The sequence below is a fragment of the Nocardioides sp. genome, assembly GCF_035576065.1.
In the GTDB taxonomy this organism is placed as follows: Bacteria; Actinomycetota; Actinomycetes; order Propionibacteriales; family Nocardioidaceae; genus Nocardioides.
Window position 1 is genome coordinate 152229 of sequence record NZ_DATLWX010000011.1, and the last position, 19809, is coordinate 172037.

Genomic DNA, 19809 nt, shown 5'->3' on the forward strand with positions numbered 1-19809 from the left:
AGCGACGAGGCGGCCGGCTGAGCGGTTCTGCCACCGTAGCGGGCAGAACGGGGCGAAAGCCACACCGATTAACCATAATGTCGGCCCGTTTGCTTGGCAACGTGCCCGATTTGATGTTTACTGGCGACAGATGTGACTGAGGTCACCCGACCTGGAGGAAGCAATGTCCACTCAGACGCCACCCCGCAGCGGGGCGAGGGTCCACGTGCAGAAGTTCGGCACGTTCCTGTCCAACATGGTCCTGCCCAACATCGGCGCGTTCATCGCATGGGGCCTGATCACTGCCTTGTTCATCGAGAATGGCTGGCTCAACCTGGGTGGCGGGGACAACGCCTGGCTCAGCCCGGGCAGCTGGGTCGCCGAGTTCGGCGGCTGGGGTGACTTCGCGGACGGCGGCATCGTCGGCCCGATGATCACCTACCTGCTGCCACTGCTCATCGGCTACACCGGTGGCCGGATGATGTACGACAACAACATCCGCGGCGGCGTCGTCGGGGCCATTGCCACGATGGGGGCCATCGCAGGCGCCGGGGTGCCGATGTTCCTGGGCGCGATGATCATGGGCCCGCTGGGTGGCTGGTCGATGAAGAAGCTCGACGCTGTGTGGTCGCACAAGATCCGACCGGGCTTCGAGATGCTGGTCAACAACTTCTCGGCCGGCATCTGGGGCATGATCCTGGCGATCGTCGGCTTCGTGGTCGCCGGGCCGTTCGTGTCGTGGTTCAGTGCCCGGGCTGGGGAGATCATCGACTTCCTCGTCGACAACAGCCTGCTCCCGCTCACGTCGCTGTTCATCGAGCCGGCCAAGGTGCTGTTCCTCAACAACGCGATCAACCAGGGCATCCTCACCCCGCTCGGCACTGCGGAGGCCGACCAGGACGGGCAGTCCATCTTGTTCCTGCTCGAGGCCAACCCGGCCGCGGGTGCGGGCCTGCTGCTGGCGTTCATGATGTTCGGCAAGGGTGCGGCCAAGGCCTCGGCCCCCGGCGCGCTGCTCATCCACTTCGTGGGCGGCATCCACGAGATCTACTTCCCCTACGTGCTGATGAAGCCCAAGCTGATCCTCGCGATGATTGCCGGCGGCATGACCCAGATCTTCATCAACCTGGCGTTCAGCTCCGGGCTGCGATCGCCGGCCGCTCCGGGATCGATCATCGCGGTCCTGATCGCCACTCCGGGTGGTAGCTATGTCGGGGTCATCCTGTCCGTCATCGGCGGTGCTGCGGCGTCCTTCACCGTGGCTGCCTTCCTCCTCAAGACGGACCGGGCGGCCGACGAGGGCGACCTCACGGCAGCCACGGCGAGCATGGAGTCGATGAAGGGCAAGAAGTCGATCGCCTCCTCGACTCTCGGCGGCACCGCAACCGAGACCCGCGAGATCCGCACCATCGTGTTTGCCTGCGACGCGGGCATGGGTTCCTCGGCCATGGGCGCCTCCGTGCTCCGCAAGAAGATCCACGGTGCCGGTCACCCCGAGGTGACGGTGGTCAACAAGGCCATCTCCGACCTCACCGACGACGTCGACCTGGTGGTCACCCACCAGGACCTCACCGATCGAGCCCGACAGAAGACCCCGTCCGCCCAGCACGTCTCGGTGGACAACTTCATGGGCAGTCCGAAGTACGACGAGATCGTGGAGATGGTCCGTCAGTCCCACGGCACGACAGAGAAGATCTGACGGAGGGATCAGCACCCCACGCACATGTACCTCGACAGAAGGCGGCACGACATGAGGGAACTGCTCGCTCAGGAATCCATCGTCCTCGAGGGGGTGGCGCGCACCCGCGATGACGCGATCACCGAGGCTGGCCGCCTGCTGGTGGCCAGCGGCGCCGTGGAGGAGTCCTATCTCGAGGCCATGCACGAACGGGAGAAGTCGGTCTCCACCTTGATGGGCAACGGCCTCGCCATCCCGCACGGCACCAATGAGGCGAAGTCAGCCATCCGCCGAAGCGCCGTCTCGTTCGTGCGGTATGCCGATGCCATCGACTGGAACGGCAAGCCGGCCGACTTCGTGGTCGGCATCGCCGGCGCCGGCGATGACCATCTGGCGGTGCTGCAGGCGCTTGCCGGTGTCTTCACCGACGAGTCCAAGATCGCCGAGCTGCGGGCGGCGCAGACCCCGCAGGACGTCCTCGACGTCCTTGCCCGCGAAGACGCCTGAGTCAGACGACTCCCGCTCGGACGTGTGCACCATCGCAGCGTCAGGGCTTTGTCGGACACGCCGACAGTGATCCGGTTCGAGCACTAGTACGCATTCCACAGTAGTGTGTCAGGCATGGACACCACGCAGCTCCTCAAGGGAGTTCTCGACCTCGCCGTCCTCGCGGTGGTCGATGAGGAGGACGGCTACGGCTACGACGTCGTGCGCCGCCTGCGCGCCGGCGGGCTCGACGATGTCGGCGATGCGTCGGTCTACGGCACCCTTCGCCGTTTGTACGCCGCCGGGGCGCTGACGTCCTACGTCGTGGCGTCCGAGAGCGGGCCCCACCGGAAGTACTACGGCATGACGCCGCTGGGACGCGCCCAGCTCAAGTCCCAGCGCGACGACTGGGTCCACTTCTCTGCCACCGTCACCCACCTCCTCGAGGGAGCACACACATGAGCGACACCATCCGGATCTCGCCCGAGGTCGACGTTTTCGTGCAGGCCGTTCATGCCCACTTCGCCGATCTCGACCCGGACGAGCGCGAGGAGCTTCTCGGCGGACTCGCCGCGGACATCACCGATCTCGTCGACGAGCACGGTCCCGGGGCGCTGGGGGACCCGGGGGCGTACGCCGCAGAGCTCCGCGCGGCAGCCGGGCTGGCCGTGACCCGGAGCCGGAGAGGCCACATCCTCCCCGCGAGCCCGAAGGTGGACGCGGTCCTCGACAACATGCGCGCGGAGTGGGAACGGCTCGCGACCGCGTTGCCCGGTGACGCGTGGGGCTTCCTCCAGTCGGTTCGCCCCTTCTGGTGGCTGGTGCGAGCCTGGGTCGCCGTCCAGCTGATCGACCTCGCGTGGGGCAACGGGGGCTACAACGCCGGCCTCGACGTCATCCCCTCACTGCGCTGGCTGGGCTTCCCGCTGCTCGTCGCCGCGTCGGTGATCAGTGTCCAGATCGGCCGCGGGAAGTTGTGGTCGGCGCCTCGGCGCGGCATGCGCCGCGTCGCCCTGCTCCTGCTCAACCTGTTCGCGCTGGCGCTCGTACCCGCGGTGGTCGACAACCTCGTCACCACGGCAAAGGTCCACAGCTGGTACGGCGGCTACCTGACGGGCTCTGCCCCCCAGGAACCCGGCCTGTCCCTCAACGGTCGACCGGTCCGCAACATCTATCCCTACGACGCCGCCGGCAAGCCGCTCGTGGGCGTGCAGCTCGTCGATGAGAGCGGTCGGCGTCTCGGCGCCGACAGTTGGGCCTTCGAGTGGGGGAGCCCACGCACCGTGCCGTGGATGAACGGCCGGACCGAGGCATGGAACGTCTTTCCTCTCTCGGAGCAGCCCACCCGGGCCCGCAACGGCCGGCCCACGGGAGACCCGTCGCAGCCGCCGGCGCCGTACGCCGTCCTGCCCCCGGTGACGCTGACGGGCGTCACGCCCTCCGATCTCGTCGTGCCCGAGCCCGTCACACGAGGGCGGGAGGACCGCTCGGGCCCGACTGGAGGCGACCGGTCGCCGTGACCTAGGATTCGCCGGAATCGGCTTGATGGGCACGCCGAACGGGGACGGCGAGGAATGTTGAGCACTGTGGCGCACGCACGAGCCCGGTCTGTCTCCGACGCTCGGATCCCGCTGCTGGTGCTCTTCGCAGCGGTGACGGCGACGGCTGCCAAGTTCTACCTCGCGGCGACGACGCTCGGCACCAACGACATCATCTACTGGACCCAGTTCGCAGCCGGCGTCGAGGCGTTCGGTCCGATCGGCATCTACGGCAACGTCTTCGAAGCGCCCTACAACCATCCGCCCCTCGCGGGCTGGTGGCTGCTGCTCCTCAACGCCGGCCAGGACCTCGGCCTCAGCTTCGCGCTGCTCATCCGCATTCCCGCCATCGTGGCCGATGTGCTCACCTGCTGGCTCGTGTTCCGGCTCCTCAGCGAGCGCACCAGCCTCCGCGTAGCCGGTGCGGCCGCCGCCGGGCTGGTGTGGAGTCCGGTGCTGGTGGTGGTCTCGGGTTTCCACGGCAACACCGACCCGGTCTTCGTCGCCCTGACGATCAGCTCCTTCTACCTGCTCACCCGCAAGGACCGTCCGCTGCTGGCCGGACTGTGTCTGGGTCTGGCCGTGAGCATCAAGCTCGTGCCTCTGGTGGCGATCCCCTTCCTGTTGTTCCTCGCGCTGCGCCGAGGCCCGATGGTGCTCCTCAGGTTCGCCCTCGGCGGCACGATCGTCCTGGCTGTCCTGTGGGTGCCTGTTGTCGTGAAGGCGTGGCCCGAGTTCTACGCCGCGGTGCTGGGCTACCGCGGCATTCCCGTCAGGGAGTGGGGGATCGCGGAGTTCCTGCAGCAAGCGGGCTACCTGGAGGCCGACGTCTGGCTGGCCGAACGCGGTTCCTGGGTGGTGGTCATCGCTGCACTCGTCCCGTTCGCGGCCTGGCTCCACCGCCGCAGCGCCCACTGGGACGTGGTCGGCCTCGGCCTGGCCCTGGTCTCCATGCTGCTGCTGACGCCCGCCTTCGGGATGCAATACCTCTCCTGGGCCCTGGCCGCGGCGTACCTCCTGTCCATCCGCATGGCGTGGTTCTACAACATCGCGGCCAGCCTGCTGGTGCTCTCCGTCTACTCCATGTGGAGCGGGGGCGGGCCCCCGTGGCGATGGGAGCAGGCGTGGGGCATGCCGTTCACAATTGGCCAACTCATGTTGATGGCTGCAACATGGACCTGTCTCCTGCTGGTCTGGATCGACGGCCTGGTTGCGCCAGCGAGGGTCAGCACCGACACGACGAGGAAGAAGACGACATGAGCATCGACGGCACCCGGATCGGGGTCGTGGTCGTGGCATACAACGCCGAGACCACCCTCACCTCCACGCTGGAGCGGATCCCCGCACACTTCCGGCAACAGCTCGACGAGGTCATCATCCTCGACGACGCGAGCAGCGATGCGACCACGGCGCACGCCCAGGAGTGGGCGGGCCGCGTCCCGGACCTCACCACGGTGGTCGTGACGCACACCAAGAACCTCGGCTACGGCGGCAACCAGAAGGCCGCGTACGCCCTGGCAGCCGAACGTGGTCTCGACATCGTGGTCCTGCTGCACGGTGACGGCCAGTACGCCCCCGAGCTCTTGCCGGAGATGGTGGCGCCGCTCCTCGTCGGCGACGCGGACGCGGTCTTCGGGTCCCGGATGATGGAGCCCGGTGCGGCGCGTGCCGGCGGCATGCCGACGTACAAGTGGCTGGGAAACCGGGTGCTGACCCGGATGGAGAACCGCCTCCTGGGCACCGATCTCAGCGAGTTCCACTCCGGCTACCGCGCCTACCGGGTCTCCTCGCTCAACAGCATCCCGCTCGAGCACAACAGCGACGACTTCGACTTCGACACCCAGATCATCATCCAGCTCGTGGATGCCGGCTACCGCATCGTGGAGATCCCGATCCCGACCTACTACGGGGACGAGATCTGCTACGTCAACGGGATGAAGTACGCATGGGACGTCATGAAGGACGTGGGCGAGTACCGCCTCAACCGCATGGGATTCGGCACCAGCCAATGGGTCTCCCAGGTCGCGGAGTACGACCTCAAGGAAGGTGACGGCAGCTCGCACTCCGTCATCCTTGACATGCTCCGTGACCGGCCCCGCTCGCGGATCCTCGACCTCGGCTGCTCCGGCGGTGTCCTGGCGGAGAAGGTGCGCAAGCTCGGGCATCACGTCGTCGGGGTCGACGTGATCGAGATCCCGGGGGTCCGTGACCGCGTCGACGAGTTCCACCTGCTGGATCTCGCTGCGGGTGCCGACCAGGACCTGGGCCGCGACTACGACGCGGTCATCCTGGGCGACGTGATCGAGCACCTGCCCGACCCCCTCGTCACCCTGCGCCGCGCGGTCGAGCTCTTGCGGCCCGCGGGCGAGGTCATCATCTCGGTGCCCAACTTCGGCCACTGGTATCCCCGGTTGCGCGCCGCCTCCGGCCTCTTCGGCTACGACCGTCGCGGGATCCTCGACGACACCCACCTGCGGTTCTTCACGCGGCGCAGCCTGCTGCGGCTGGTGCGTCGGGCGGGGCTCGATGTCCTCGAGGAGCGACACACAGGGCTTCCCCTCGGCCTCGTCCAGGACCAGGGAGAGGGCAAGGTCTCGCTGACCCGTCGCGTCGACGCGGCCCTCGTCTCCGCCCGGCCGCCGTTGTTCGCCTACCAGTTCGTCCTGCGACTTCGCCCGCACGTCGAGTCCACCCACGTGTCGGTGTTCGAAGCGACCCGCGCCTCTTCTGGCGGCCACCCCTGAGGGTGGAGCGACGGCACCCCGTGGTGGTGGACACTTCGCGCGGCGCTACCTTCACTTCACCATCACCCCCGAACATCGGAGAGAACCATGGGATACGGACTAGGCGTCTTCCTGCTTGCGGTCGGCCTCATCCTGGCCCTTGCCGTCCAGGACGCGATTGAAGCGATCGACCTGACGATGATCGGCTGGATCCTCTGCCTTGCTGGTCTGCTGGTCATCGCTCTGACCGCGTTCCAGACCAACGCCAAGCGTCGCCACACCACGACGGCCACCACCGTCGACGACCAGGGCCGCTCTGCCACCACGCAGCGCCACACCGAGACCGACCCGCCGGCGCCGCCGGCGATCTGATCGTCCTGCGCAGCACGCTCCTCGGCCCGGTCCCCAGCGTTTTGGGGGCCGGGCCGGTGCGTTGCTAGGCTCCTCAGGTTGCCCACTCCGGTGGGAATCGCCGTATGAACGGCCGCGGATCGAGAGAGCCCCGGGCATCCTGCCCCGAGCGCCGCGCAACGAGACCGAAGGAGCCTGCGTATGTCGATCGGTACCGACGCTGAGACCAAGAAGAAGATCATCGCCGAATTCGGTCTCACCGAGGGTGACTCCGGTTCGCCCGAGGTGCAGATTGCGCTGGCCAGCCACCGCATCGCGCACCTGACCGAGCACCTCAAGGTGCACAAGAAGGACCACCACAGCCGTCGTGGCCTGCTGCTCCTCGTGGGCCAGCGCCGTCGGCTGCTCAACTACCTGCAGAAGACCGAGATCGCGCGCTACCGCTCGATCGTTGAAAAGCTCGGCCTGCGTCGATGAACTTCTGAGGAGCGGATCCCCCCGGGGGCCGCTCCTCAGCTTTTGGCCCACCCACCGATAAGGTCGGGCCGCACCACAACTGCACATTCCAGATCCAGGAGCGACCCGCCTCACCCGGCTCGGTCCTCGGTAGTGGCTTTCAGGTGCCAGGCAGTGAGCCGACACCTGCGGGCCTCGATCGAAGACCGGCACTCACATGAGCGGCGTCGCGGATCGCTCCGCGAAGAGAAAGGGAAACCCTTTGAACGAGGGCCCCATCATTTCTGCCGTCGAGACCGTTCTCGACAACGGCAAGTTCGGCAAGCGCACCGTCAAGTTCGAGACCGGCCTCCTGGCCCGTCAGGCAGCGGGTTCCGTCACCGCCTACCTCGACGACGAGACCATGCTGCTCTCGGCCACCACCGCCGGCAAGACCCCGAAGGACCACTTCGACTTCTTCCCGCTCACGATCGACGTCGAGGAGCGGATGTACGCCGTGGGCCAGATCCCCGGCTCCTTCTTCCGCTCCGAGGGTCGACCGGGCGAGGACGCGATCCTCACCTGCCGCCTCATCGACCGGCCGCTGCGCCCGACCTTCAAGAAGGGCCTGCGCAACGAGGTCCAGGTCGTCATCACCGTCATGGCGCTCGACCCCGACATGCCCTACGACGTGCTGGCCATCAACGCCGCCTCGTTGTCGACCCAGCTCTCTGGCCTGCCGTTCTCCGGCCCCGTCGGTGGCGTCCGCGTGGCGCTCATCGAGGGCCAGTGGGTGGCGTTCCCGACGCACTCGCAGCTCGAGAACGCCGTCTTCGACATGGTCGTAGCCGGTCGGGTCACCGACTCCGGTGACGTCGCAATCATGATGGTCGAGGCCGAGGCCACCGAGAAGACCATCACCCTCGTGCAGGACGGTGCCCAGGCGCCGACCGAGGAGGTCGTGGCCGGTGGCCTCGACGCAGCGAAGCCCTTCATCAAGCAGCTCGTCGAGGCCCAGGCCGAGCTCGCCAAGGAAGCCTCCAAGCCGCTTCAGGAGTTCCCGGTCTTCCTCGACTACGAGGACGACGTCTACGCCGCGGTCGAGGCCGCGGCCAAGGACGACGCCGCTGCCGCGATGAAGATCGCGGACAAGCAGGAGCGCGAGCTGAAGACCGACGAGATCAAGGGCGCCCTGCTCGAGAAGCTCGCCGGCCAGTTCGAGGGTCGCGAGAAGGAGGTCGGCGCAGCGTTCCGCTCGCTCACCAAGTCGATCGTGCGCGAGCGCGTCCTGCGCGACAAGGTCCGCATGGACGGTCGCGGCCTGGCCGACATCCGCCCGTTGCACGCCGAGGTCGGCGTCATCCCGCGTGTGCATGGCTCCGCACTGTTCGAGCGTGGCGAGACCCAGATCCTGGGCGTCACCACCCTCAACATGCTCAAGCTGGAGCAGCAGCTCGACACGCTCTCCCCGGAGAAGCACCGCCGCTTCATGCACAAGTACGTCTTCGCGCCGTTCTCCACCGGTGAGACCGGTCGCGTGGGTTCGCCCAAGCGTCGCGAGGTCGGCCACGGTGCGCTCGCGCGCCGCGCCATCTTGCCGGTGCTCCCCACCCGCGAAGAGTTCCCCTACGCCATCCGCCAGCTCTCGGAGTGCATGGGCTCCAACGGCTCCACCTCGATGGGCTCGGTCTGTGCGGCCACCCTGTCGCTCCTGCAGGCGGGTGTGCCGCTCAAGGCGTCCGTTGCGGGCATCGCGATGGGTCTCATCTCCGGTGAGGTCGACGGTGAGACGCAGTACGTCGCACTGACCGACATCCTCGGAGCCGAGGACGCCTTCGGCGACATGGACTTCAAGGTCGCCGGGACGCGCGAGTTCGTGACGGCCCTGCAGCTCGACACCAAGCTCGACGGCATCCCCGCCGAGATCCTGGCAGCGGCGCTGACCCAGGCTCGCGACGCCCGTCTGGCGATCCTCGACGTCATGGCCGAGGCCATCGACGCGCCCGAGGAGATGTCGATCCACGCTCCGCGGATCATCACGATCAAGGTGCCCGTCGACAAGATCGGCGAGGTCATCGGCCGGAAGGGCAAGAGCGTCAACCAGATCCAGGACGACACGGGCGCAACCCTGTCGATCGAGGACGACGGCACGGTCTACATCGGGGCGACCAACGGCGAGGCGGCGCAGGCGGCCAAGGACGCCGTCAACGCGATCGCCAACCCGACGATGCCCGAGGTCGGCGAGCGCTACCTCGGCACGGTGGTCAAGACGACCAACTTCGGTGCGTTCGTCTCGCTGATGCCCGGCAAGGACGGCCTGCTGCACATCAGCAAGCTCCGCTCCCTCGCCGGCGGCAAGCGCGTCGACAACGTCGAGGACATCGTCTCGGTGGGTCAGAAGATCCAGGTCGAGATCGGCGAGATCGACGACCGCGGCAAGCTGTCGCTGATCCCGGTCGTCGAGGGTGGCGAGTCGGCCGAGGACGAGGCCGAGGTCGCTGAGCTCATCGACGCGTCTGACGACGAGTGATCTTGTCCCACACGTACGAACCGACCGGCCAGCAGAGCTTCTCTGCTGGCCGGTCGGCCGTACCCTCGAACATCGGCTCCACCCGCACCCTGCAGACCGTCAAGGACAGCGACGGTCAGGTGACGTCCCGCGTACGCCGCACGGTGCTGCCCGGCGGCTTGCGAGTCGTCACCGAGCAGATGGCCGGTGCCCGCTCGGCGAGCATCGGCGTGTGGGTCAACGTCGGTTCGCGCGACGAGACACCCACCCTGCACGGCTGCTCGCACTTCCTCGAGCACCTGCTCTTCAAGGGTACCCGCGAGCGCTCGGCGCTGGACATCTCCGTGGCGCTCGACGCCGTGGGGGGCGAGTTCAACGCCTTCACCGCGAAGGAATACACCTGCTTCCACGCCCGGGTGCTCGACGCCGACCTGCCCCTGGCCGTCGACGTGCTCGGCGACATGATCACCAACTCGCTCATCACGACCGCTGACGTCGAGGCCGAGCGTGATGTGATCCTCGACGAGATCGCCATGCACGACGACGACCCCGACGACGTCGTCCACAACCTGTTCGCCCGCCAGGCGTTCGGCGACTCGCCCCTGGGGCGCCCGATCGCCGGCACCGTCGCCTCGATCGCCGCCATGACCCGCGAGCAGGTGGAGCGGTTCTACCGTCGCCACTACCGCGCCGACAACATGGTCGTCGCCGTGGCGGGCAACCTCGAGCACGCCAAGGTCGTCCGCGACGTGCGCCGGGCCTTCGGCCGCCATCGCTTCCTCGCCGGCTCCACCACGCCCGTCGAGCCGCGCAACACGACCCGGGCCCGCCCGGTCGCAGCGGGGGAGTCGCGCACAGCGCGGCCCTTCGAGCAGGTCAACGTCGTGCTGGGGATGAAGGGCATCACCCGCACCGACGAGCGGCGCTACGCCCTCGGTGTGCTCAACACCGCACTGGGCGGCGGCACCTCGTCGCGACTCTTCCAGGAGGTGCGAGAGCGCCGCGGACTGGCCTACTCGGTCTACTCGTTCGCCTCGCACCACGCCGACGCCGGTCTCGTGGGCGTCTCGGTGGGCTGCCTGCCCGGCAAGCTCGACGACGTGCTCGCCACCGTCCGTGCCGAGCTGGCCAAGGTCGCGGCCGAGGGCATCACGGCTGACGAGCTCACCCGTGGCAAGGGCCAGCTCCGTGGCGGGCTCGTCCTGGGTCTCGAGGACTCCGGCTCGCGGATGTCACGGCTGGGCAAGGCTGAGCTGGTCTATGCCGATCTGCTGTCCATCGACGAGGTGATCGACCGGATCGACGCGGTGACCCTCGAGGAGGTCCGTGAGATCGCTGCCGCGTTGTTCGCCCAGCCCGAGGTCCTGGCCATCGTCGGCCCGGCCTGAGCCCTTCCGCCTTCGTCGACCTTCAGCGGCATGTGGGTCACCCGCGCGCTCAACTGGCGGCGCGCGGCATGTCATTCGACGGCGTGCGCTCAACTGGCGGCGCGCTACATGTCATTCGGTCAAACGGCCGTCGTACGCCGCCAGTTTGTGGCCGGGGCCGGGGCATCAGCCCCCTCGGGCGGAGTGCCACCGCCCATCCGCTCCTACTGGCGGCGCGCGACATGTGATCCGCCGGCGTGCGCTCAACTGGCGGCGCGCGACATGTCATTCGGTGGAACGGCCGTCGTACGCCGCCAGTTCGTGACCCGGCCGGGGGTAGTAGCCCATCGGGCTTCGCACTCCGCCTCCTGACTCTCCGACCGGGGCGCGCCCGAGAGCGTCCACAGCGCGACCGGTCAGGTCGTGCGTCCACAGGGGACGGCGGCGGGACTGTCTGCCGTCGGTGCTCCGACACACCGTGGGTCCATGACACAGATCGCATATGACGCGGTGCGTGGGCGCCCGCGCCGGGGATGCTTCCAGGCAGTGACGCGCGGCATTCATCGCAGGAAGCTCGGCGTCGCCGAGTCTGAGCGCGGCTGGCTGGCCGACTTGAGCGGTTGGCAGCTGCTGCTGCCCAACCACGGCTGCTTCACCGCAGTCACCGCCGCGCGGCTTCGGGGCTGGGAGCTGCCACCCATACCTGCCGGAACACCCGTCTTCGTCGCCATGCTGCTTGACGACCCCCGTCCTGTGCGGGCCGGCATCCGGACGAGTCGTCATCCTCAACCGATAGCCCAGGAGGAGGTCAGGGGTCTCCGGTGCGCTGTCCCGGCCGAGACCATCCTGGCGTGTGCTCGCTGGTTGTCCCTGATCGATCTCGTCGCGCTCATCGACAGTGCACTACAAGCCGGTGACGTGACGGTCGAGACGCTGACCGCGGTCTGCGCACCGCATCGGCGTGGACGACGAGCGCTGCTGACGGCCCTCGGGTGGGCCGACGGTCGAGCGGAGTCGACCTGGGAGTCCTTGCTCCGGATGCTTCACGTCGTGATCGAGGTCGAGGTGGAGCCCCAGGTGGAGATCATGGACGTGGAGCGCGAATTCGTTGCTCGCGCTGACCTCCGCGTCAGCGGGACGAAGTCGTTGCACGAGTTCGACGGCGGTCACCACCGCGATGCGCGACAGCACCGAGACGACCTACGCCGCGAGCGTCGCCTTGATGCAGAGGGATACGTCCGCCGGGGCTATACGGCCTCTGACGTCGTCAACCGGCCCCTCGGCGTGCTGCGAGACGCCGACCGCGCGGTGGGCAGGGTCCACGATCATGCCCGCATCCGCCCATGGCTGGCCTTGTTGCGCGCGTCTCTCTACACCCCCTCCGGCCAGGCGGCGTTCTTGGCGCGTGTCACGGCGTGTCCACCAAGTGGCGGGGAACGACGCTGAATCAGCCACACCGATGTCGTCCGCCGCCAGTTCGTGGCGCCCAGGGGCGACCAGCCGCGACCCGGTGGCGAGGGTGACGAGGGTGTACGGCGAAGCCCGACGTCAGCGCTTGCCGATGATCCCGATCACGGCGGGGGCCTTCTGTTCCACCACGGAGACGCGGAAGCCGGCCTTGGCCAGGGCGGCCGAGGTCTTCTTCACGATGTTCGGCACGAGCTCAGGCTGGTGGGCGTCGTAGAAGAGGTAGACCGCACCACCCGGGACCACACGCTCGTGCAGCAGCGCCACCTCGTCATCACACGGACGGACCCAGAACAGGTTGACGTTGAAGGCGAACACCTTGTTGAGCCGCTTGACCGGGACCCGCAACGTGGCGAGATCGATCTGTCGGACCACGAGGCGCCCGGCCTCGACGTAGGCGTGGTTGCGGCGCTTGGTGCGATCCACGCCGGACTCAGACCGGTCGATTGCGAACAGCTTCCCGGTCTCCAGCTTGGCGCAGATCAGCTCGGCGCCGGCGCCGGGTCCGCACCCGATCTCGAGGACCTGGTCGTTGGACTGGACGTCCATGAGCTCGACCGCCCAACGGATGCGCGGCGGGATCGTCTGCACTGGCATGGGTCATACCCTGCCACCTCGGCGCCCGCACGTCAGGCACCCCCACCCGTCACCGGCCCGGATCGCAGTAGGTTGGCCCCGTGAATGAACAGTTCCGGGTCGGTGTGCTGGGTGCGCGCGGCAAGGTGGGAGCGGAGATCTGTCGGGCCGTCGAGGCGGCCGAGGACCTCGCGCTGGTCGCCGGGATCGACGCCGGCGACGACATCGGTCAACTCCTGACCAATGAGGCCCAGGCGGTGGTCGACTTCACCCATCCCGACGTGGTGATGGACAGCCTCGCCTTCTGCATCAAGCACGGCATCCACGCCGTCGTCGGCACCACCGGCTTCGACGAGGCGCGACTGGCGCAGCTGTCGGAGTGGGTGGGCGAGGCTCCGGTCGGCGTTCTCGTCGCTCCCAACTTCTCCATCGGCGCGATCTTGATGATGCGCTTCGCGGCCCAGGCAGCCCCGTTCTTCGAGTCTGCCGAGGTGATCGAGCTGCATCACCCCAACAAGGCGGACGCCCCCTCCGGGACGGCCCGGCGCACGGCCGAGCTCATCGCGCAGGCCCGTCGCGACGCCGGCAGCCCGCCGATGCCCGACGCCACGTCCACCGGCCTCGACGGCGCCCGGGGCGCCGACGTCGACGGCGTCCGCGTCCATGGCCTGCGGATCCGGGGCCTCGTGGCCCACCAGGAGGTTGTCCTCGGCGGCGTGGGGGAGACCCTCACGATCCGCCACGACTCCCTCGATCGGGCCTCCTTCGTTCCCGGGGTCCTGACCGGCCTCCGCGAGATCAGCAGCCACCACGGCCTCACGGTCGGGCTCGAGCACTTCCTTCCTCTCGACTGAGCCCGCTCAGAGGAGGCGGATCAGCGCAGCGACCGCGGCGGCGCCGATGACGACGACGAGGAAGGGCGCCCGGAGCAGCAGCGCGACCACGGCGAAGGCCAGGCCCGCGCTGCGGGCGTCGATGGTCAGGGAGGACCCCTCCGACCACACCTGGACCGCGATCAGCGCAGCGAGGAGGGCGACCGGGATGAGGTCGGCGACGCGCTCCACCGACGGGTTGGACAGCACCCGCTGAGGCAGCGAGAGCCCGGCCAGCTTCAGGGCGTAGCAGCCCAAGGCCGCCACCAGGATCGCCAGCCACATCAGGCATCCCCCCTCGGAAGGCTCAACAGGCCGCCCAGGAGGGCGACGGCACCGGCGGCCAGCACCGGGACGCCGGCGGCCGTGAAGGGAACGAGAGCCAGCGCCACGCCCGCGGCGGCGATCGCAACGACCTGGGACCGAGCGACGCCCAGTCGGGGCCAGAGCAGCGCGAGGAAAGCCGCACCGACGGCGGCATCGAGCCCGTAGGTGCGGGGGTCGCCGATCGCCGTACCGGCGAGTGCGCCCGCAAGGGTCGCGGCGTTCCACAGGACGAACACCGAGAGCCCGGTGGCGAGGAACCCGAGCCGCGCGGCCGGCACCGTGTCGCGGTTGACCGACATGGCGGTCGACTCGTCGATGAGGATCTGTGCCGCACCGACCCGGCGTACACCGGACCACTGCAGCAGAGGGGCGAGACGCAGCCCGTAGAGGGCGTTGCGGGTGCCGAGCAGCATCGCGGTCAAGGCTCCGCTCATGGGCGCCCCGCCGGCCGCGACGACCCCGACGAAGGCGAACTGTGAGGCGCCGGTGAAGACCAGCAGCGACAGGGCGCAGGCCTGGAGGACGCTGAGTCCTGAGCTGACGGCCACGGCGCCGAAGGAGATGCCGTACGCCCCGGTGGCGACCCCCACGGCGACGGCGTCTCGGATGATCCCGGAGCGCTCGGTGCTCGGCAGGGAGGGCTGCGACATCAGCCGATCGCGGTGTGCAGGCGGACCTGCTTGACCGTGGTCGTCCCCGTCCCGTCCAGGTCGAGCTCGCGGTGGGCGCCGTCGGGGGCCCATCCGGCCTCGGTCAGGAACCGGCGGTGGTCGTCGTCGGTCGCGATCACCCAGCTGACGGCGCGGGTGAACCGGTCGGCCGCGAGCGTGTCGACTGCCGCCTGGAGCAGTCGGGATCCGTGACCCTTGCCGCGCTCGGTGGGGTCGAGGGTCAGCTCGGAGATCTCGCCGTCGGTGATCGGGTCGGCATCGGGGTCGGTGGCCGGGCTCGTCAGCGCGAAGCCGGTCACCCGGTTGCGTTCGAGGGCCACCAGCACCCGGTTGCGGGCATCGGCCGGCTTCCTCAGGGCGGAGCGCCAGGCGTCGGCGACGGGAGCGGGGTCGGAGGGCAAGGCATCGGCGGGTACGACGTCGGCGTACAACACCTGCCAGGCGCGGACCTGCACCGCCGCAATGGCGTCTGCGTCGTCAGCCCACGCGATCCGCACGGAGACGTCGGCGGTGGGTTTGTTCATGCACTCATCCTCACACCCGACCCGGCGGTGGCAGACCCCGGCTGGCGGCCGAGGTGGATGGCTCCCGCGATGGACAGCGCGAGTCCGCCGACGACCGCGACGGTCCACCCCGCCCGGACCGTGTCGCCGAAGGCCAGGACCCCGACCAGCGCGGGGACGCAGGTCTGCATGACGATCAGTGGGGCCGTGGAGGACGCGACGTCGGCCCGTCCCAGGGCGACCGAGTAGAGCCAGAACGCCACGACGCCCAGGGCGGACACGACGGCCAGCGCCGCCAGCGACACCAGCGGCGCGTCGAGGTCCAGGCCACGCGTCGTGACGGCCGTTCCTGCGTAGCCGAGCCCGGACCACGCCCCCAGGACTCCCGCGCCGGCCCTGATGCTCCACCGGGCGCCGATGCCGAGCACGAGCAGCCAGACACCGCCCACGACGACGAGGGCGGCTGCGGAGGCGGTGTGCTCGACACCGCCCGCGCCCAGCGCCACCAGCACCAGGCCCGCGATGACCGCGGCCACGGCCAGCCAGCGCCCCGGCTCGAGCCGTTCGTGCAGGACCACTGCCGAGATGACGGCCGTGACCGGCAACGACAGGGAGATCGAGGCCTGGGCGAGGTAGAGGGGCAGGAGCCACAGGGCGACGGCGTGCAGTCCGAACCCCGCGAGGTAGGCGCCGACGACGGCAAGAAGTGGCCAGGAGCGTACGGCGGCCCGTGCGAACGTGCGCAGGCCGGGATCGCCCTCCGGCAGCGCCCGCATGGCGTGGGCCTGGAGCACAGCAGACACCCCGAAGAGGACGGCAGAGCCGAGCGCGCAGGCGAGTCCCAGGATCACCGGGCACTCAGCGGTAGTGCTCGGGCAGCGTCTGCCCGATCTTGACCTTCGCCTTCGGCATCCGCATGAACTTCATCTGCAACGAGCGCATCACGGCGTAGTAGGTGGTGCCCTTGAGGGGCTCGTCGGGGAACCGCTGCGCCAGCTCGCGGCGCAGCTTGAAGCGCATCAGGATGATGTCGAAGGTGACCAGGAGCACGGTCCCGATCAAGATGGCGTTCCCGATGTTGGCGAGGTATCGGCTGCCCGCGTAGCCGAGCAGCATCGTCAGGACCAGCAGCGGCACCATCAGCTCCACGAAGGAGAAGCGCGCGTCGACATAGTCGCGGATGAAGCGGCGCGCCGGCCCCTTGTCGCGGGCCATCAGGTAGCGCTCGTCGCCCGACTTCATCGCGGCCCGGACGCTCTGGCTCGACTCGGTGCGCGCACTTCGCTGGGCGAGCATCTGCTCGCGGCGGGTCCGCGGGACCTTCGCACGCGCCTTGGCGGCCGCCTCGGCCTCCTTGCGGCTCGGCGTCGGGCGACCCTTCCCGCCGGGCTTGTCGACGACGGGAGCGGTGGATGTGGTGGCTTGCGACTTGCTACGACCGAACACGCGGGGGCCTCTGGGATCAGGTGAGTTGAATCTCCAGCCTACCGGCGCCTATCACTGGGCTTGGCTTTGGTCCTAGGGTGAAGGGAGTACCCCGAGGGAGACACAGGAGAGAACATCCCCATGAGTGTGATGAAGCGCTTGAGTCTGATCTTCCATTCCAAGGCGAACAAGGCGCTCGACCGCGCCGAGGACCCCCGCGAGACCCTGGACTACAGCTACCAGCGCCAGCTGGAGCTGTTGAGCAAGGTACGCCGCGGAGTGGCCGACGTCGCGACGAGCCGCAAGCGCGTCGAGCTGCAGATCAAGCAGCTCGAGACGCAGCAGGCCAAGCTCCAGGGGCAGGCCGAGAAGGCCATCGCGGCCGACCGTGAGGACCTCGCGCGCGAGGCGCTGACCCGCAAGTCCGGGATCACCAGCCAGATCCACGACCTGGAGGGTCAGCACGCGAACCTCCAGGGCGAGGAGGAGAAGCTCGTCCTCGCGCAGCAGCGGTTGCAGACGAAGGTCGAGTCCTTCCGCACCCGCAAGGAGACCATCAAGGCCAACTACACCGCCGCCGAGGCGCAGTCGCGGATCGGCGAGGCGATGTCGGGCATCGGCGAGGAGATGGGCGACGTCGGCCTGGCCATCCAGCGCGCCGAGGACAAGACGGCGCAGATGCAGGCCCGCGCCGGTGCGATCGACGAGCTGATCGCATCGGGTGCGCTCGACGACGCGTCGTCGATCAACTCCGGTGACGACATTGCCCGTGAGCTCGACGCCCTCAGCTCCACCTCGGACGTGGAGAACGAGCTGGCCCGGCTCAAGAGCAGCAGCCAGCCGCAGGCGATCGAGGCCGGCGAAGGTGACGTGAAGCGCGAGACCTCCGACGGGGGCCAGTCATGATCGTCCGGATCCTGGGTGAGGGCCAGTTCGACCTGGATGAACACGCGCTCGACGCGCTCAACGGGCTCGACCACCAGATCGAGCGTTCCATCGAGACCGGCGACGAGGAGATGTTCAAGATCGCCCTGGCAGGTCTCCACGCGGCCATCCGGTCCAGCGGGACCCACCACGAGGCTGCCAGCCTCGACGAGTCCGACCTGATCCTGCCGCCAGCCGACGCCACCCTCGACGAGGTGCGGCAGATGCTCGGGGACGACGGCCTCATCCCCGGCTGACCCGGACGTGGCGCGTTCGCGTTTCATCAAGGACACCGGACTCACCCTCCGGATGACCCTGGTGATGTTTTTGCTCGGCGCCCTGTTCGTCGGGCTGGTCGCCGCGTTGATGTATGCGTTCCCGAGCTACTGGTTCCTCATCGGGCTCGCGGGCGTCGGTGTCGCGTTCTACCAGTGGTGGTCCTCCGACAAGATGGCCATGCGTGCCATGCGGGCTCGCGAGGTGACGCCGCAGGAGGCGCCGGAGCTGCACGGGATGATCGACCGGCTCTGCGCCCTTGCGGACATGCCCAAGCCCCGCGTCGGTGTCGCCGACATGGACCTGCCCAACGCCTTCGCGACCGGCCGGTCTCCGGATCGCTCGGTGGTGTGCGTGACCACCGGCATCCTCCAGACCCTCGACGCCGAGGAGCTCGAGGCGGTGCTCGCCCATGAGCTCAGCCACGTGGCCCACCGCGACGTCCTCGTCATGACGCTCGCGTCGTCGGCCGGCGTCCTGGCGGGCATGCTGACCCGCGGCGCCCAGTTCGGTGGCCTGTCGCGCGGACGCGGCAGCAACGGCGCCCTGCCGGCCTTCCTGGTCGCCCTTGTGGTGAGCCTGGTCGTCTATGCCGTGAGCTTCGTCCTGCTGCGACTCCTCTCGCGCTACCGCGAGCTCTGCGCCGACCGATCGGCGGCCTACCTCACCATGAAGCCGGCGGCCCTCGCGTCCGCGCTGACCAAGATCTCCGGTGGGGCGGGTGCCATCCCGCAGAAGGACCTGCGGGCCAACAGCGCGGTCAACTCCCTGTTCATCGTCCCGGCCGTGGCTGGCATCTCCCTGCGGACGCTCACCGCCACCCATCCGTCCCTCGAGCAGCGTCTCCAGCAGCTCGCGCGCATCCAGGCCGAGCTCGGCCGTCCGATGGCGTGAGGGGCTGACATGCGCTGGCTCGACGCGGTGACGGGACGCAGGAGGTCTCCGAAGAACAACCTGGACGCCCTCTTCCTGGTCCCGAGCGCCGCCATCACCCTGCAGACCGCCGGCGGTTGGACACCGACCGGCCGCGGCGCCGTGTGCTACCGCGCCGTGGCCGGCCCTGCGTTCGCCCAGACCCAGGACGAGATCACCGCCCTGATCGACGACGACCCCGACGCGCCGGACGTGCAGGTGAGCCGCGACGGGTTCGGCTTCACGTGGTTGGTCGTCGAGGGCAGTCCCGACGACATGGCAGACCTGTGCACCGACCTGCATGCGGTCAACGCCAGCCTGGAGGCACAGGGCTTCGCCGACGGCCTGCTGTGCTCGATGGTGACCTTCGAGGGGCACGGACGGACGGTCGGTCTGGTCTATCTCTACAAGCAGGGGACCTTCTACGCCTTCGCCCCCACGGGGGCCCACCAGCGCGACAATCTCACGGAGATCAGCGTCCGGGACCTCCTCGCCGCGGAGCTTCCGATGGAGCCGGAAATGCACAAGTGGCTCGCGCTGTGGAATGCTCCCGGACTGTGAACACTCGTGAGGAACTCGTCGCCTTCGCGGCGTCGACGGCGCACGAGCTGAAGAACGCCGTGGCAGCGATCGCGATGGCCGCGGAGATGGCGCAGGACGAGGCCCCCGACGACGTCCCGGAGCTCCAGGCACTGCTCTCCCGGATGCAGGGCAGCGCCACCCGGCTGGCCGCGCTGCTCGACACGCTCCCGGCCGCTGCCTCCGTGTGGCCGCTGACCGAGGACTGACC

The 19809-nt window shown here is 68.8% G+C and carries 23 protein-coding genes; 17 read left to right on the top strand and 6 right to left on the bottom strand.

Annotated elements, in window-relative coordinates; translation table 11 throughout:
- The first annotated feature begins 163 nt into the window (after positions 1-163).
- The 11 genes from VNJ48_RS05405 (at position 164) to VNJ48_RS05455 (ending at position 12512) form a co-directional block, all read left to right on the top strand.
- The gene (locus tag VNJ48_RS05405; protein ID WP_325599858.1) at positions 164-1678 is read left to right on the top strand and encodes a PTS mannitol transporter subunit IICBA; all 1515 of its coding nucleotides are present in this window, start codon (positions 164-166) and stop codon (positions 1676-1678) included.
- A 51-nt stretch (positions 1679-1729) separates the two neighbouring features.
- Positions 1730-2164 (top strand): PTS sugar transporter subunit IIA, encoded by a 435-nt coding sequence (locus VNJ48_RS05410; protein ID WP_325599860.1) that lies wholly within the window; start codon positions 1730-1732, stop codon positions 2162-2164.
- 114 nt (positions 2165-2278) lie between these two features.
- Positions 2279-2605 (top strand): PadR family transcriptional regulator, encoded by a 327-nt coding sequence (locus tag VNJ48_RS05415; protein WP_325599862.1) that lies wholly within the window; start codon positions 2279-2281, stop codon positions 2603-2605.
- Positions 2602-3663 (top strand): hypothetical protein, encoded by a 1062-nt coding sequence (locus tag VNJ48_RS05420; protein WP_325599864.1) that lies wholly within the window; start codon positions 2602-2604, stop codon positions 3661-3663. Before VNJ48_RS05415 ends, VNJ48_RS05420 begins: the two co-directional genes overlap by 4 nt.
- 54 nt (positions 3664-3717) lie before the next feature.
- A complete protein-coding gene (locus VNJ48_RS05425; RefSeq protein ID WP_325599866.1) occupies positions 3718-4941 on the top strand; it encodes a glycosyltransferase 87 family protein in 1224 nt (407 codons plus the stop codon).
- Entirely contained in the window at positions 4938-6425 is a 1488-nt protein-coding gene (locus VNJ48_RS05430; RefSeq protein ID WP_325599868.1) for a bifunctional glycosyltransferase/class I SAM-dependent methyltransferase, read from the top strand. Before VNJ48_RS05425 ends, VNJ48_RS05430 begins: the two co-directional genes overlap by 4 nt.
- Positions 6426-6512: 87 nt before the next feature.
- Positions 6513-6776: a DUF6458 family protein gene (locus VNJ48_RS05435; RefSeq protein ID WP_325599871.1), complete on the top strand. Its 264-nt coding sequence runs from the start codon at positions 6513-6515 to the stop codon at positions 6774-6776.
- A 180-nt stretch (positions 6777-6956) separates the two neighbouring features.
- Complete coding sequence (gene rpsO / locus VNJ48_RS05440) at positions 6957-7232, top strand: 30S ribosomal protein S15 (RefSeq protein WP_325599873.1); 276 nt, start codon at positions 6957-6959, stop codon at positions 7230-7232.
- A 241-nt stretch (positions 7233-7473) separates the two neighbouring features.
- Positions 7474-9720, top strand: coding sequence for a polyribonucleotide nucleotidyltransferase (locus VNJ48_RS05445; protein WP_325599875.1), 2247 nt, complete (start codon positions 7474-7476; stop codon positions 9718-9720).
- Between the two features lie 2 nt (positions 9721-9722).
- On the top strand, positions 9723-11087 hold the full coding sequence (locus tag VNJ48_RS05450) for a pitrilysin family protein (protein ID WP_325599877.1): 1365 nt from the start codon (positions 9723-9725) through the stop codon (positions 11085-11087).
- Between the two features lie 465 nt (positions 11088-11552).
- Positions 11553-12512, top strand: a complete 960-nt coding sequence (locus tag VNJ48_RS05455) for a hypothetical protein (protein ID WP_325599879.1) — start codon at positions 11553-11555, stop codon at positions 12510-12512.
- 102 nt (positions 12513-12614) lie between these two features.
- Here VNJ48_RS05455 and VNJ48_RS05460 read toward each other — a convergent pair whose 3' ends face one another.
- A complete protein-coding gene (locus tag VNJ48_RS05460; RefSeq protein WP_325599881.1) occupies positions 12615-13130 on the bottom strand; it encodes a class I SAM-dependent methyltransferase in 516 nt (171 codons plus the stop codon).
- An 80-nt stretch (positions 13131-13210) separates the two neighbouring features.
- Between VNJ48_RS05460 and dapB the strand changes: the two genes are divergently transcribed.
- Complete coding sequence (gene dapB / locus VNJ48_RS05465; RefSeq protein ID WP_325599883.1) at positions 13211-13963, top strand: 4-hydroxy-tetrahydrodipicolinate reductase; 753 nt, start codon at positions 13211-13213, stop codon at positions 13961-13963.
- A 6-nt stretch (positions 13964-13969) separates the two neighbouring features.
- Here the strand turns inward: dapB and VNJ48_RS05470 are convergent, their stop codons facing one another.
- The 5 genes from VNJ48_RS05470 to VNJ48_RS05490 are packed head-to-tail and all read right to left on the bottom strand — an operon-like array spanning position 13970 to position 16928.
- Positions 13970-14266: an AzlD domain-containing protein gene (locus VNJ48_RS05470; protein WP_325599885.1), complete on the bottom strand. Its 297-nt coding sequence runs from the start codon at positions 14264-14266 to the stop codon at positions 13970-13972.
- A complete protein-coding gene (locus tag VNJ48_RS05475) occupies positions 14266-14958 on the bottom strand; it encodes an AzlC family ABC transporter permease (RefSeq protein WP_325599887.1) in 693 nt (230 codons plus the stop codon). The genes VNJ48_RS05470 and VNJ48_RS05475 overlap by 1 nt, the downstream gene beginning before the upstream one ends.
- Positions 14958-15503, bottom strand: coding sequence for a GNAT family N-acetyltransferase (locus VNJ48_RS05480; RefSeq protein WP_325599889.1), 546 nt, complete (start codon positions 15501-15503; stop codon positions 14958-14960). Before VNJ48_RS05480 ends, VNJ48_RS05475 begins: the two co-directional genes overlap by 1 nt.
- Positions 15500-16333, bottom strand: coding sequence for a hypothetical protein (locus tag VNJ48_RS05485; RefSeq protein ID WP_325599891.1), 834 nt, complete (start codon positions 16331-16333; stop codon positions 15500-15502). The genes VNJ48_RS05480 and VNJ48_RS05485 overlap by 4 nt, the downstream gene beginning before the upstream one ends.
- A gap of 7 nt (positions 16334-16340) precedes the next feature.
- Entirely contained in the window at positions 16341-16928 is a 588-nt protein-coding gene (locus VNJ48_RS05490) for a DUF3043 domain-containing protein (protein WP_325599893.1), read from the bottom strand.
- A 120-nt stretch (positions 16929-17048) separates the two neighbouring features.
- Here VNJ48_RS05490 and VNJ48_RS05495 point away from each other — a divergent pair, with 120 nt between their 5' ends.
- The 5 genes from VNJ48_RS05495 to VNJ48_RS05515 are packed head-to-tail and all read left to right on the top strand — an operon-like array spanning position 17049 to position 19807.
- Positions 17049-17813, top strand: a complete 765-nt coding sequence (locus VNJ48_RS05495) for a PspA/IM30 family protein (protein ID WP_325599895.1) — start codon at positions 17049-17051, stop codon at positions 17811-17813.
- Positions 17810-18088 carry a PspA-associated protein PspAA gene (gene pspAA, locus VNJ48_RS05500; RefSeq protein WP_325599897.1) on the top strand — a complete coding sequence of 93 codons (279 nt, stop codon included), beginning with the start codon at positions 17810-17812 and terminating at the stop codon, positions 18086-18088. The genes VNJ48_RS05495 and pspAA overlap by 4 nt, the downstream gene beginning before the upstream one ends.
- A 7-nt stretch (positions 18089-18095) precedes the next feature.
- Positions 18096-19001, top strand: coding sequence for a zinc metalloprotease HtpX (htpX, locus tag VNJ48_RS05505; protein ID WP_325599899.1), 906 nt, complete (start codon positions 18096-18098; stop codon positions 18999-19001).
- Between the two features lie 9 nt (positions 19002-19010).
- Positions 19011-19580, top strand: a complete 570-nt coding sequence (gene pspAB, locus VNJ48_RS05510) for a PspA-associated protein PspAB (protein WP_325599901.1) — start codon at positions 19011-19013, stop codon at positions 19578-19580.
- Entirely contained in the window at positions 19577-19807 is a 231-nt protein-coding gene (locus VNJ48_RS05515) for a histidine kinase dimerization/phospho-acceptor domain-containing protein (RefSeq protein WP_325599903.1), read from the top strand. The genes pspAB and VNJ48_RS05515 overlap by 4 nt, the downstream gene beginning before the upstream one ends.
- Positions 19808-19809: the final 2 nt, after the last annotated feature.